This is a genomic window from Bacillus sp. LQ01 (assembly GCF_057624735.1).
On the sequence record NZ_JBYEZL010000002.1, the window covers coordinates 891,632 to 905,913 of the forward strand.

At 36.9% G+C, this 14,282-nt stretch carries 10 protein-coding genes; all 10 read left to right on the forward strand.

Annotation, left to right across the window (positions count from 1 at the left end; genetic code table 11):
* Positions 1 to 14: 14 nt before the first annotated feature.
* The 10 genes from AC22L0_RS17165 (at position 15) to ftsA (ending at position 14,244) form a co-directional block, all read left to right on the forward strand.
* Entirely contained in the window at positions 15 to 2,162 is a 2,148-nt protein-coding gene (locus tag AC22L0_RS17165) for a penicillin-binding protein (protein WP_000739961.1), read from the forward strand.
* Between the two features lie 81 nt (positions 2,163 to 2,243).
* The gene (locus AC22L0_RS17170) at positions 2,244 to 4,160 is read left to right on the forward strand and encodes a stage V sporulation protein D (protein WP_001266237.1); all 1,917 of its coding nucleotides are present in this window, start codon (positions 2,244 to 2,246) and stop codon (positions 4,158 to 4,160) included.
* 184 nt (positions 4,161 to 4,344) lie between these two features.
* Positions 4,345 to 5,820: a UDP-N-acetylmuramoyl-L-alanyl-D-glutamate--2,6-diaminopimelate ligase gene (gene murE / locus AC22L0_RS17175; protein ID WP_000766316.1), complete on the forward strand. Its 1,476-nt coding sequence runs from the start codon at positions 4,345 to 4,347 to the stop codon at positions 5,818 to 5,820.
* A gap of 22 nt (positions 5,821 to 5,842) precedes the next feature.
* The gene (gene mraY, locus AC22L0_RS17180) at positions 5,843 to 6,817 is read left to right on the forward strand and encodes a phospho-N-acetylmuramoyl-pentapeptide-transferase (protein WP_000893060.1); all 975 of its coding nucleotides are present in this window, start codon (positions 5,843 to 5,845) and stop codon (positions 6,815 to 6,817) included.
* On the forward strand, positions 6,818 to 8,170 hold the full coding sequence (gene murD / locus AC22L0_RS17185; protein WP_000860116.1) for a UDP-N-acetylmuramoyl-L-alanine--D-glutamate ligase: 1,353 nt from the start codon (positions 6,818 to 6,820) through the stop codon (positions 8,168 to 8,170). It begins immediately after the preceding gene.
* 90 nt (positions 8,171 to 8,260) lie between these two features.
* Positions 8,261 to 9,352 (forward strand): stage V sporulation protein E, encoded by a 1,092-nt coding sequence (spoVE, locus tag AC22L0_RS17190; protein ID WP_000753520.1) that lies wholly within the window; start codon positions 8,261 to 8,263, stop codon positions 9,350 to 9,352.
* Positions 9,353 to 9,455: 103 nt separating this feature from the next.
* A complete protein-coding gene (murG, locus tag AC22L0_RS17195) occupies positions 9,456 to 10,550 on the forward strand; it encodes an undecaprenyldiphospho-muramoylpentapeptide beta-N-acetylglucosaminyltransferase (RefSeq protein WP_487272431.1) in 1,095 nt (364 codons plus the stop codon).
* 212 nt (positions 10,551 to 10,762) lie between these two features.
* Complete coding sequence (murB, locus tag AC22L0_RS17200) at positions 10,763 to 11,668, forward strand: UDP-N-acetylmuramate dehydrogenase (protein WP_087967395.1); 906 nt, start codon at positions 10,763 to 10,765, stop codon at positions 11,666 to 11,668.
* A 98-nt stretch (positions 11,669 to 11,766) separates the two neighbouring features.
* Positions 11,767 to 12,537, forward strand: a complete 771-nt coding sequence (gene divIB, locus AC22L0_RS17205) for a cell division protein DivIB (protein WP_001065789.1) — start codon at positions 11,767 to 11,769, stop codon at positions 12,535 to 12,537.
* A gap of 399 nt (positions 12,538 to 12,936) precedes the next feature.
* A complete protein-coding gene (gene ftsA, locus AC22L0_RS17210; RefSeq protein ID WP_001087557.1) occupies positions 12,937 to 14,244 on the forward strand; it encodes a cell division protein FtsA in 1,308 nt (435 codons plus the stop codon).
* The last annotated feature ends 38 nt before the right edge of the window (positions 14,245 to 14,282 follow it).

The following is a 14,282-nucleotide window of genomic DNA, read 5'->3' on the forward strand; positions in this document are numbered from 1 at the left end:
GGTGTGAAGGAACGATGAAGAAGAATATGACTAAATTTCATACCAATAAGGGAGCAGGTTATTTTATGATATTTTTCCTCCTGCTCTTTTTGCTGTTATTAGCCCGATTTTTTTACATACAATCAACAGGAACAGTTCATAATCAGGATTTAGATGCACTTGCTAAACAAAAGCATAGTAAAAAAGGAGTTCTTGAAGCGAACCGAGGAACCATTTATGATCAAAACGGTCATGTGTTAGCGCAAGACGCAAACTCTTACAAAATGGTAGCTGCACTAAAAGGTGCTAACTCAGTTGAGAATAAAGAAGATACTGCAAAGAAAATTGCAGGAGTACTTGGAAAAGGCGAAGAGGATATTTTAGCGACGTTAAATAAAGATAAAAGTCAAGTGGAATTTGGGAAGATAGGTAAGGGCTTGACGAAAGAAAAGAAAGAACAAATAGAAGCATTGAAATTGCCAGGGGTTTCTTTTATTACGGAAAATGCGAGAGTTTATCCAAATGGTGATTTCGCATCTTATGTTATAGGGCATGCGAAACCGAATGAAGATGGAATTGCAGTAGGTCAATTTGGATTAGAAAAAAGTTTGGATAAATATTTAGGAGCTTCAAATGGAGAGGTAGCTTATACAGGTGATCGTAGGGGGGTATCTCTTGACGGTGGGAAAGTGAATGTGAAGGCACCTAAAAATGGAGATAATGTATATTTGACAATGGATCAACGTATTCAAAGTTATTTAGAAGACGCGATGAAATCGGCGAGTCAACATTATGAGCCGGAAAGTTTAATTGGAATTGTGGCGGATCCGAAAACGGGGAAAATATTAGCAATGTCTAGTAAACCTAGTTATGATCCGAACATAGAGAATAATAAATACTTTTATAATGACGCAATTGCCAATGCATTTGAACCTGGATCAACAATGAAAATTTTCACGTTAGCGGCAGCTATTAATGAAGGTGTGTACAAAGGCCAAGATTATTATCAGTCCGGGACATATCAAGTCGGAAATAGGAAAATAAAAGATCATAACGGTGGTGCTGGTTGGGGCTCTATCACGTTTGATGAAGGGGTAGAGCGTTCTTCAAACGTAGCGTTTGCAATTTTAGGAGATCAAAAACTTGGTCCAGAACGTTTCCGAAAATATATTCATAGTTTTGGATTAGATGAAAAAACGAACATTGATTTATCAGGTGAAGGATCGAATACAATTTTATTTGATCAGCAAATACAACAAGTGACAACAGCTTTTGGACAAGGTTCCACTGTAACACCAATTCAGCTTGTACAAGCTGCAACGGCCATTGCAAATGATGGGAAAATGATGAAACCTTATGCAATTGATAAAATTGTAGATCCGATAACAGACAAAGTAAAATTAGAACATAAGCCAGAAGAAGTAGGAAAACCTGTTACAAAGGAAACAGCAGCGCAAGTAAGACAATTATTAGAACGTGTTGTTACATCTCCGAAAGGTACAGGGACAGCTTATAAAATTGATGGATATTCAGTTGGTGGTAAAACAGGTACAGCGCAAATTCCGGATGGAAAAGGCGGCTATATGACAGGGAGACAGAATTATATATTCTCATTCTTAGGTATGGCACCAATGGACGATCCACAACTTGTTGTGTATGTAGCTGTTAAACAGCCTAAATTAAAAGATGATGAGAACGGTGCACAACCGTTAGCTGATATTTTTAAATATGTAACAAAAAATAGTTTAGAGTATTTAAAGATTAAGCCAAATGAAGTTAAAGATCCGAAAAAACATCTGAAAGAACAACAAACTACTGTTCCGGATGTAAATGGTAAAACGATGGCTGAAGCGGGGAAAGCGATTGATAAAGCAAAACTTCGTCCAATCGTGCTAGGTGAAGGGAAAGTACAGCAACAAGTACCAAAAGCGACTGAACAAACATTAAAAGGCGACCGAGTCTTCTTGGTAGGAGATAAGCCTACAATGCCAAATATACAAGGATGGGCACTGCGTGATGTTATGAATTTAGCGAAGACATTACAGCTTAACTTGAAACCTTCTGGTACAGGATACGTAACAGAACAAAGTGTGGCGGAAGGAACATTATTACAACCTGGTACAGAATTAGGTGTCACACTCGTACCGCCACTCGAACCACAGCAAGAAGCAGAAAAGCCGTAATGGTAAAAGAGAATAAGTTCTAATTAAATAAGTACAAGCATATATTGGAACAAGCTAGGCGTAAGGGAGGCTTGTTCCAATATGCGTGTATCAAATGTAACAGTTAGAAAACGACTTATTTTTATACTTATATCAGGTATACTTATTTTCACGATTATCGATATTCGTCTTGGATATGTGCAATTTTTTCTTGGGAATATGTTAACAGATCGTGCGAAAGATTCATGGAGTCGTAATATTACTTTCGAACCCGAACGTGGGAAAATTTTAGACCGAAATGGTGTGGAACTTGCCACGAATAAAAGTGCTCCAACTGTCTTTGTTGTACCGAGGCAAATTGAAAAACCAGCGGAGACTGCAGAGAAGTTAGCTGCAGTATTAGGTGTGGAAAAAGATGAGATTTATAAAAGGATTACAAAAAAAGAATCGATTGTAAGGTTAGATAAAGGCGGAAGGAAAATATCACATGACAAAGCGAAAGAAGTACGAGGATTAAGTCTGAAGGGCGTGTATATCGCAGAGGATTCTATCCGGTACTATCCATTTGGAAACTTTTTATCACATGTATTAGGTTTTGCAGGTAGCGATAACCAAGGTCTTATGGGACTAGAAAAATATTATGATAAAGAGCTAAATGGGGACAAAGGTCATGTGCGTTTTTTTGCAGATGCGAAAGGACAAAGGATGCCTAATGTTGGTGATGATTTCAAAAAGCCAGAAGCCGGTTTAAATTTAGGATTAACAATCGATGCGCGTATTACAAGGATTATGGAAAGAGAAATGAATATTGCGGAGTCAACTTATAATCCTGACGGTATGATTGCGATTGCAATGAACCCTAAAAATGGTGAAGTTTTAGGGATGTCTAGTCGACCGAGTTTTGACCCAGCGGATTTTCAAAGTGTCTCTCCAGAAGTGTATAACAGAAATCTACCTGTATGGAGTACGTATGAGCCTGGTTCAACATTTAAGATCATTACATTAGCTGCAGCATTGAATGAAAATTTAGTAGACTTAGAGAAGGATACGTTTTATGATGATGGAGCAGCTGAAGTAGGTGGAGCTAGATTGAAATGCTGGAAAGCAGGAGGTCATGGCAGTCAAACGTTTTTAGAAGTCGTTCAAAACTCATGTAACCCGGGATTTATTGAACTTGGTGATCGCCTTGGTAAAGACCGATTATTTAAATACATTCGTAATTTTGGTTTTGGGCAGAAGACTGGAATTGACTTGCAAGGTGAAGGCAGTGGGATTTTATTTAATTTAGATAAAGTTGGTCCAGTAGAGCAAGCAACAACTTCATTCGGCCAAGGAGTTTCTGTTACGCCGATTCAACAAGTAGCAGCTGTAGCGGCGGCTGTAAATGGTGGAACATTGTATCAGCCGTATATAGCTAAGGAGTTTATTGATCCGAAAAATAATCAAGTTGTTAGTAAAAAGACACCTGTTGAGAAAAGAAAAGTTATTTCCAAGGAAACTTCAGAAAAAGTTCGTTATGCATTAGAGAATGTTGTAGCGAAAGGTTCTGGTAAAGGTGCTTATATTGATGGATATCGCGTAGGTGGAAAAACGGGTACTGCTCAAAAGGTGAAGGATGGTAAATATTTAGAGAATAATTATATAGTATCTTTTATCGGATTTGCTCCAGCGGATGATCCAGAGATTGTTGTGTATGTAGCTGTTGATAATCCAAAAGGGGTTACACAGTTTGGTGGAGTGGTAGCAGCTCCGATTGTCGGGAATATCCTTCGAGATGCGCTTCCTGTTATGGGAGTGAAACCGAGAAAAGAACAAGTTGAGAAAGAATATAAATGGGGCGATACACCAACTGTGGAAGTTCCGAATTTAATTGGAATGAAAAAGAAAGACTTACAAACACAACTCGTCGATTTGAAGCTTGATATAAGTGGAGATGGAGAGAAAGTAATTAAACAATCACCAGAAGCGGGAGCTAAAGTAAAAGAAGGCTCAAAAATTAGAATTTACTTCGGGAATTAAAGGTAACATAGTACGTTTTATGGTACAATTGGTGGAAGTGAGTTCTTTATAGAACAGTTACTTAATTTGAGACAGTAAGTGTCTCATTCATAAATAGGTCAGTAGCACTTACCTCCTTATATAGGAGGTAATGTGTTGCTTACTGAAAAAAGATAAATAAACAATGTAGAGAGGGTTTAGTGAAATGAAGTTGCATACACTTGTATCATGTTTGCATGATTTTCCAGTTGTTCCAAAAGAAAATCCAGAAATCACATCTATAGAAGCTGATTCACGTAAAGTGAAAGAGGGAAGCTTATTTGTATGTATGAAAGGATATACGGTTGATAGCCATGATTTTGCTAAGCAAGCAGCGGCACAAGGAGCGGCTGCTATTGTTGCGGAAAGACCAATTGATGTTGACGTTCCAGTTGTACTTGTGAAAAATACTTTTCGTTCGTTAGCGGTTTTAGCTGATTATTTTTATGGTCAACCGACACACAAGTTACATTTAATCGGAATTACAGGTACAAATGGAAAGACAACAACATCGCATATTATGGATGAGATTATGCGAGCACATGGTCATAAAACAGGGCTAATTGGAACGATTAATATGAAAATCGGTGATGAAACATTTGAGGTGAAAAATACAACACCAGATGCACTAACACTTCAACAGACGTTTTCAAAAATGGTTGAACAAGGTGTGGACAGCACGGTAATGGAAGTTTCGTCACATGCGTTAGATCTTGGTCGTGTACACGGATGTGATTACGATGTAGCGGTGTTTACGAATTTAACACAAGATCATTTAGACTATCATAAAACGATGGAAGAATATAAACATGCAAAAGGGTTACTATTTGCACAGCTTGGCAATAGTTATAATCATAATCGTGAAAAGTACGCTGTGCTGAATAGCGATGATAATGTAACAGAAGAGTATATGAGAAGTACTGCAGCAACAGTTGTAACATATGGTATTGATACAACAAGTGACATTATGGCAAAAAATATCGTTATGACGAGTGGCGGGACTACATTTACGCTTGTCACACCATATGAAAGTGTAAATGTTACGATGAAATTAATAGGTAAATTTAATGTATATAACGTACTTGCAGCAACAGCAGCAGGACTTGTTTCGGGTGTGAAATTAGAAACAATCATTGCTGTTATAAAAGAACTAGCTGGGGTTCCAGGGCGTTTTGAAGTTGTTGATGGAGGACAAAATTATACAGTTATTGTTGATTACGCACATACGCCGGATAGTTTAGAAAATGTATTAAAAACTGCAAAACAATTTGCAAAAGGTGATGTGTATTGTATCGTTGGTTGTGGCGGCGATAGGGACCGAACGAAGAGACCGATAATGGCAAGTGTTGCAACAAAATATGCAACTCATGCAATTTACACATCAGATAATCCAAGAAGTGAAGATCCAGCGGCTATTTTAGATGATATGGTACATGGTGCAAGTGGGAAAAATTATGAAGTGATTATTGATAGAAAAGAAGCGATACACCATGCAATCACTAAAGCGAAAGCAGATGATATCATTATTATTGCTGGTAAGGGTCATGAAACGTATCAAATTATTGGTAAAGAAGTTCATCATTTTGATGATCGTGAAGTTGCTAAAGAAGCAATTAAAGGGCGTTTAAGCAACGAAGAGTAACAACGTGAGAGGAGGACTACATGTGCTTGAGCAAGGTTTATTAGTAACGGCTGGGGTAGCATTCTTAATTTCTGTTGCCCTTTCGCCATTGTTTATTCCATTTTTAAGAAAATTAAAGTTCGGACAGAGTATTCGTGATGAGGGACCAAAGTCACATCAAAAAAAATCAGGGACACCGACAATGGGTGGTATCGTCATATACGTATCTATGATGGTAACTTCACTTATTATGGCGATTAAGTTTAATTATTTAGGTGCAGAGGTTTCGTTATTACTATTAGTGACGTTTGGTTACGGCTTGATTGGATTTTTAGATGACTACATAAAGGTAGTTAAGAAGAGAAATCTTGGTTTAACATCAAAACAAAAATTAGTAGGTCAGCTTGTTATTGCTATTGCATTCTTTTTAATTGGAAAAGGGCAAGCGTTCCACACATACATCATGATTCCGGGAACGGATGTTAAGTTTGAATTAGGTTGGGCGTATTTCGTACTTGTACTATTTATGCTTATTGGTGGATCAAATGCAGTTAACTTAACTGACGGTTTAGATGGTTTATTATCAGGAACAGCTGCTATTGCATTTGGAGCATTTAGTATTATTGCTGTGGCACAAGAGCAATTTGGAGTGGCGATATTCTGTATGGCAGTTGTAGGAGCTGTACTTGGATTTTTAGTATTCAATGCGAATCCAGCAAAAGTGTTTATGGGAGATACAGGTTCATTAGCTTTAGGTGGAGCCATTGCAGCTGTAGCGATTTTATTAAAACAAGAATTGCTACTTGTAATTATCGGCGGAGTATTCGTAATGGAAACTTTATCGGTTATCATTCAGGTCATTTCATTTAAAACAACAGGAAAACGTGTCTTTAAAATGAGTCCATTACACCATCATTATGAATTATGTGGTTGGTCAGAGTGGCGTGTTGTTGTGACGTTTTGGTCTGCAGGATTTTTATTAGCTGTGTTAGGAATTTATATCGGGGTGTGGATGTAATTGAAAACTGTAACTGAATTTCAAAATAAGAATATTCTTGTATTAGGCATTGCAAAAAGTGGTTATGCAGCAGCTACATTGTTACAAAAGTTAGGGGCAAATGTTATTGTAAATGACGGAAAGCCTTTAGCAGAGAATGTACTTGCTGCAGAATTACAAGCAAAAGGAATGGACGTTGTATGCGGTGGTCATCCTTTAGAATTATTAGAGAGAAATATTTCTCTTGTAGTAAAAAATCCAGGAATCCCGTATTCTAATCCAATATTAGTTGCTGCGAAAGAAAAGCAAATTCCGATTGTTACGGAAGTTGAATTAGCATATCGTATTTCAGAAGCACCATTTGTTGGGATTACGGGGTCTAACGGTAAAACGACGACGACAATGCTGACATTTGAAATGCTAAAAGAAGGACAAAAGCATCCTGTAATTGCAGGGAACATTGGAACTGTAGCGTGTGAAGTAGCACAGGATGCAAAAGAAAATGAAGTTGTAGTTACAGAACTTTCATCGTTTCAATTGATGGGAGTAGAATTGTTCCAACCTAAAATTGCTGCGTTTTTAAATTTATTTGAGGCCCACTTAGATTATCATGGGACGAAGAAAGAATATGGTTTAGCGAAAGCAAATATTTTTAAAAACCAAACAGAAAATGATTATAGTGTAATAAATGCGGATGATGCAGATGTGATGGCTTTGTCTGCGTATTCTAAAGGTCAAAAAATCCTGTTTTCGACAACGAAAGAAATTGAAGATGGCGCGTGTATAAAAGATAACGCTCTTTATTTCAAAGGTGAAAAAGTTGTTGAAGTAAGCGATATCGTTTTACCTGGTCAACATAATCTAGAAAATATTTTAGCTGCGATGAGTATTGCGAAATTATTAGGTACTTCTAATGAAGCAATTACGGTCGTGTTAAAACGTTTTACGGGTGTAAAACATCGTTTAGAATATGTAACAACGATTAACAACCGTAAGTTTTATAACGATTCAAAAGCAACGAATATGTTAGCGACTGAGAAAGCACTATCTGCGTTTACACAACCGATTGTGTTACTAGCAGGTGGGCTTGATCGCGGAAATGAATTCGATGATTTAATTCCGTATTTCAAAAATGTAAAAGCGATTGTAACATTTGGACAAACAGCTCCCAAACTAGTAAGAGCGGCAGAAAAAGCGGGATTAGATATAATTGAAAGTGTCGATACTTTAGATGAAGCAGTGGTGAAGGCTTATGCTCATTCTAAAGATGGCGATGTCGTTCTTCTTTCTCCAGCGTGTGCAAGCTGGGATCAATTTAAAACATTTGAAGAAAGAGGAGACATTTTTATACAAGCTGTGCATAAACTTATATAAAGTAAATCAAAACATCAGTAGGCTAACACCTACTGATGTTTTGTTACATAGGGCAAAAGGTTCTGCCTAAAGAGGTGGTGTTTGTGGGTAATGAAGAAAACGCCTGATTTTATTCTCATCATCGTAACACTTTCATTGTTGACAATCGGAATGATTATGGTTTATAGTGCGAGTGCAGTTTGGGCCTCTTATAAAATGGGGGACTCATTCTTTTTTGCAAAAAGACAATTACTGTTTGCGGGTCTTGGTGTAGTAGCTATGTTTTTTATTATGAAAATTGATTATTGGGTGTGGCGTACGTATTCAAAAGTGATTTTGCTAGTTTGCTTCATTCTTCTTATTCTCGTTCTTATTCCTGGAGTAGGTCTTGTTCGAGGAGGAGCACGAAGTTGGATTGGAATCGGAGCATTTTCGATTCAACCGTCAGAATTTATGAAGTTTGCGATGATTATTTTCTTGGCAAAGTTTTTAGCAGAACGTCAAAAATTGATTACATCTTTTAAACGTGGTTTATTACCGGCTCTTAGTTTTGTTTTTCTTGCTTTTGGGATGATTATGTTACAGCCAGACCTTGGGACAGGAACGGTAATGGTTGGGACATGTATCATTATGATATTCATTTCGGGAGCGAGGGTCTTTCACTTTGCAATGTTTGGTTTGATTGGTGTAGCAGGATTTGTAGGGTTAATTGCATCAGCACCGTATCGAATGAAACGCATTACATCATATTTAGATCCGTGGTCAGATCCGCTCGGAAGTGGATTTCAAATTATCCAATCATTACTTGCAATTGGACCTGGTGGATTATTTGGGCTTGGACTTGGACAAAGTAGACAAAAATTTCTTTATTTACCTGAACCGCAAACTGACTTTATATTTGCGATCTTATCCGAGGAATTAGGTTTTATTGGTGGTTCATTTGTGTTATTATTATTTAGTCTATTATTATGGCGCGGGATTCGTATCGCATTAGGAGCGCCAGATTTATATGGTACGTTTTTAGCAGTAGGTATTGTGGCGATGATTGCGATTCAAGTAATGATTAATGTTGGTGTTGTAACAGGACTGATGCCTGTTACGGGTATTACCTTGCCGTTTTTAAGTTATGGTGGATCAAGTTTGACATTAATGTTAATGGCAGTAGGTGTATTATTAAATATAAGTCGCCATTCTCGCTACTAAACCCTGTTTATAAGACAGGGTTTTTCGTATGTGTGTAAAAATGCAATATGTATATAGAAATAAATATAATGGAAATAAGAAAAGAGAAGCGGAGGAGTTAGTAGTGCGTGTATTAGTGAGTGGTGGGGGTACTGGTGGTCATATTTATCCAGCTCTTGCTTTAATTAGAGAAATAAAAAAGTTAAATCCAGAAGCAAGATTTTTATATATTGGTACGGAAAATGGACTAGAGAGTACAATCGTTCCAAAAGCAGGTATACCATTTCAATCTATTGTTATAAGTGGATTTAAACGAAAAATATCATTAGATAATGTGAAAACAGTAATGCGTTTTCTAAAAGGTGTACAGGATAGTAAACGATATATTCGTCGTTTTAATCCGGATATTGTAATTGGAACGGGTGGATATGTATGTGGACCAGTTGTATACGCTGCAGCCAAATTAGGTATTCCAACTATTGTACATGAACAAAATAGTGTACCAGGTGTAACGAACAAGTTTTTAAGCCGTTATGTTGATAAAGTTGCTGTTTGTTTTGAAGCAGCTATAGAGCATTTTCCAGAGTCAAAAGTGGTAATGACAGGTAATCCACGAGCATCAGAGGTAATGGATCAAAATGGAATGAAGGGGAAACGTTCAGTTGGGCTTTCTCTTCCTAAAAAGTCTGTACTTATATTTGGTGGAAGTCGTGGGGCTAGACCGATTAACGATGCCTTCGTTGAAGCAATTGAACAGTTTGGGAACAAAAGCTACGAAATACTATATGTAACGGGTGAAGTACATTATGATAAAGTGATGGAAGCCGTGAAGCAAAAAGGGAACCCAAGCAATGTTATTATTAAGCCGTTCATTCATAATATGCCAGAGGTACTAACTGGTGTAGACCTTGTTGTTTCAAGGGCTGGGGCAACAACACTTGCAGAATTAACAGCGTTAGGAAAACCAAGTGTGTTAATACCGAGTCCATATGTAACAAATAATCATCAGGAAAAGAATGCACGTTCAGTTGTTGATAAAGGAGCGGCAAAAATGTTACTTGAAAAAGATTTAACAGCTGAAACGCTTATTCGTGATATTGATGAGATTTTATTGAATGCACAAACATTACAAAATATGAAGCTAGCGGCTAAGCAACTAGGTATTCCAGATGCAACAAATAAGCTGTATGAAGTAATGAATAAGCTTGTAAAAAAATAAAGTGAGGCTTTAATTAGTGGGGAGTGATTCTCTCTCGTTGATTATTATCTTTCACTAATCGGATGTTTACTGACATCCTGATTCCGCCTAATTTCTTTGTTATCGCCGAATTTTGATTTAGGAGCTGTACTGCCCGTAAATAGAGGGATAACGTTAGGTGAACGCCCTGCATATTATTGTCATAAGGAGACTTAATATGGGGGAGATTGTCTATGGAACAATTAGTAAATGAGCTTATAGAAGCAGACGTTGGTCGTGTTTTAGTTAACGAGCCGTTAGCACGTTATACAACTATGAAAATAGGTGGACCAGCGGATATTTTAATTGTGCCAAAGCATGTAGCCGGTATTGAAAAAACATTACAGTTAGTAAAGCAATACAAAACGAAGTGGACTGTAATTGGTCGCGGTTCAAACCTTCTTGTATCTGATCAAGGCATAGAAGGTGTTGTTATTCGTTTAGGAGAAGGATTAGATCACTTAGAGGTCGAAAAACATAAGGTAAGAGTTGGTAGTGGATATCCTCTTATTAAATTGTCAACTTTACTTAGTCGTCAAGGGTTAGCTGGATTGGAGTTTGCGAGCGGTATTCCAGGAAGTGTCGGTGGTGCAGTATATATGAATGCAGGTGCACATAAATCGGATATATCGAGTGTATTATCGAAGGCTCTCATTCTGTTTGAAGACGGTACAATTGCCTGGTTAACGAATAAAGAACTGGAGTTTTCTTATCGGTCATCTGTATTGCAAACGACACGTCCTGGTATTGTTTTAGAGGCGGAGTTTCAATTACAGGCGGGAAAACGTGAAGAAATTGTACGTAGCATGCAAAATAATAAAGACTACCGCCGTGAAACGCAACCATGGAATCATCCGTGTGCAGGAAGTATATTTCGGAATCCAATCCCACATTTTGCAGGAGATTTAGTAGAAAAAGCAGGGCTTCGTGGTTATAGGATTGGTGGAGCTCAAATTTCTGAAATGCATGGCAATTTTATTGTTAATACCGGGGGAGCTTCAGCGCAAGATGTATTGTCTTTAATTGAATTAATAAAACATACAATTAAGGATAAATTTGATGTAGATATGCACACAGAAGTAGAAATCATTGGAAGATAACGGTTATTCGTTCCGCTCATTATCATTTATGTTATAATAAGAAGATAAGAACGGCATGAGGAACATGCCGTTCTTTATGTTACATAGGGGGATCGTACATGAATAATAGTAAAGTGATTAAACTACAAGATCGTGTACCAAAATTGAAAAATCAAAAGAAAAAAAACAAAAAAAATGTTAATCATCGATTGATTTTATACATATCAATTTTATTTTTATTAGTGCTCTTTTTAATTTATTTTCGGTCTCCGCTTAGTAATATAAAAAAGATTAGTGTGTTTGGAAATCACTATATGACGGATGAGCAAGTAATGAAGGATTCAGGCGTGACATATGATACAAGTTATTTCCGAGTGACAGCACATAAAGCTGAAGAAAACTTAACGAAGCGAAAAGAAATTAAAGCAGTAAATGTAAAAAAACGTTTTCCAAACAAGATTGATATTCATATCGAAGAATATTTAACGATTGGTTATATAAATAAAGAGGGAAAATTACAACCGTTATTAGAAAATGGAAAAACGCTTGATGTACTACCTAATGGAAAACTTCCTGTTGCAGCACCGATTTTCGAACCTTTTAAAGAAGAGAAAATGAAGGAGTTAATTGCTGAACTAGAAAAATTAACACCAGCTATTTTAAAATCTATTTCGGAGATTCGCTATTCACCAACGAATGCGAATGAAGATCATCTTACTTTATATATGAATGAAGGTTATGAAGTGAGCACTACGATTCAAAATTTCGCAAAACGTATGGAAGCCTATCCACTTATTTTAAAAACAATTGAGCCAGGTAAGAAGGTATTAATTGACTTAGAAGTAGGTGCATATACGAAAGAATTAGGTGCGGAAGAAAAAAAAGAATAGAATGGTAGTTTTCGTTGCTCATAGCAGAAAAAACGAAACGAATGTTCTATTATATGTATACGAATTTAGAAGAATGGTTCATTTGATGAAAAATATGTAAAAATTCTTAGATTCATACTAGTATTGGTACAAGTTTCACTTTTCTATGAGTACATCTTAGTGTAGACTTATACTTGGCGGTAAACTTTACACTCGAAATAGAATTATTTCAAGATAAGCAGTTATTCATAGTTTACTGCGATATTCTTAATTGAATGCTAAATAAAAATAAGAAAAATATAGGGTTAAAAAAGGGAAACGTATAAAGACGTTGAATATTTTTCTTATAAATAGTAAAGTTGCGATTGTTGTTCCATATATTGAGTTGTATGGTATAAATAAAGAAGGAGGTGCCAAAGAATGAACAGCAATGAAATATATGTTAGTCTTGACATCGGTACATCCAATGTTAAAGTCATCATTGGTGAAATGGTTAATGACAGCTTAAACATTATTGGTGTTGGAAATGTAAAATCAAATGGTTTAAAGAAGGGATCGATAGTTGATATAGACGAGACTGTTCGATCAATTAAAAAAGCAATTGAACAAGCTGAGCGCATGGTGGGAATCCACATTGAGCAAGTTGTAGTAGGTGTCAATGCAAACCAGGTACAGCTACTTCCTTGTCACGGAGTAGTCGCTGTTTCAAATGAAGATCGTGAAATCGGGAATGAAGATGTCTTACGCGTTCTAGATGCAGCACAAGTTGTGTCAATTGCTCCAGAACGTGAGTTTATTGATGTGGTACCTCGACAGTTCATCGTAGACGGTCTTGACGAGATTAACGATCCACGCGGGATGATCGGTGTAAGATTAGAAATGGAAGGTACACTTATTACAGGCTCGAGAACTTTACTACATAACCTACTTCGTTGTGTAGAAAAAGCAGGTCTTGAAATTGTTGATATTTGCCTTCAACCTTTAGCGGCTGCAACAGTTGCTATATCTTCAGATGAAAAAAATAGAGGAGTAGCCCTTGTTGATATGGGGGGAGGATCTACAACTTTATCTATTTTTAAAGATGGAGAGTTACAAGCGACGAGCGTATTACCATTAGGTGGAGACCATATAACGAAAGATATTGCGATTGGGTTGAAAACTTCAACAGAAAATGCAGATCAAATTAAGTTGAAATATGGACATGCTTTTTATGATACAGCATCTGAAGAAGAGATGTTTACGGTTCCTATTATGGGAAGTGATCAAACAGAACAATATTCTCAGTTGGAATTATCGGATATAATAGAGGCTCGTGTAGAGGAAATTTTAATGTTTGTTCAAGATGAAGTGCGTAAGTTAGGAGTAAAGCAAGTGGCTTCTGGTTATGTACTAACTGGCGGAATTGCTTCTATGCCAGGTGTTCTTGATCTTGCATATGATATTTTACATGAAAATGTTCGTGTAGCAACTCCTGATTATATTGGTGTGCGTGAGCCCCAATATACAAGTGGAGTTGGATTAATTAAACATTCTTATCAAAAAGCTAAATTACGTGGGAAAAATGTGCAGGAAAAGCAAGAGCATTTTGAACCAGTACCAGCACCAGCACCAACGCCGGTACAACAGCAACCCGCGAAACAAAAAACTCGTAATCAAAACAATAATAATCAAAATGATGACCGCATGATGTCAAAAGTAAAACGTGTATTCCGTTATTTATGGGATTAAAATTGGACACGAAAAATGAGGTTCTAGGGGGATTTCGA

Excerpts from the sequence above, each read along its gene's own strand:
- AC22L0_RS17165 (WP_000739961.1), top strand. The coding sequence starts at position 15 with ATGAAGAAGAATATGACTAAATTTCATACCAATAAGGGAGCAGGTTAT.
- AC22L0_RS17170 (WP_001266237.1), top strand. The coding sequence starts at position 2,244 with ATGCGTGTATCAAATGTAACAGTTAGAAAACGACTTATTTTTATACTT.
- murE (WP_000766316.1), top strand. The coding sequence starts at position 4,345 with ATGAAGTTGCATACACTTGTATCATGTTTGCATGATTTTCCAGTTGTT.
- spoVE (WP_000753520.1), top strand. The coding sequence starts at position 8,261 with ATGAAGAAAACGCCTGATTTTATTCTCATCATCGTAACACTTTCATTG.
- murB (WP_087967395.1), top strand. The coding sequence starts at position 10,763 with ATGGAACAATTAGTAAATGAGCTTATAGAAGCAGACGTTGGTCGTGTT.
- divIB (WP_001065789.1), top strand. The coding sequence starts at position 11,767 with ATGAATAATAGTAAAGTGATTAAACTACAAGATCGTGTACCAAAATTG.
- ftsA (WP_001087557.1), top strand. The coding sequence starts at position 12,937 with ATGAACAGCAATGAAATATATGTTAGTCTTGACATCGGTACATCCAAT.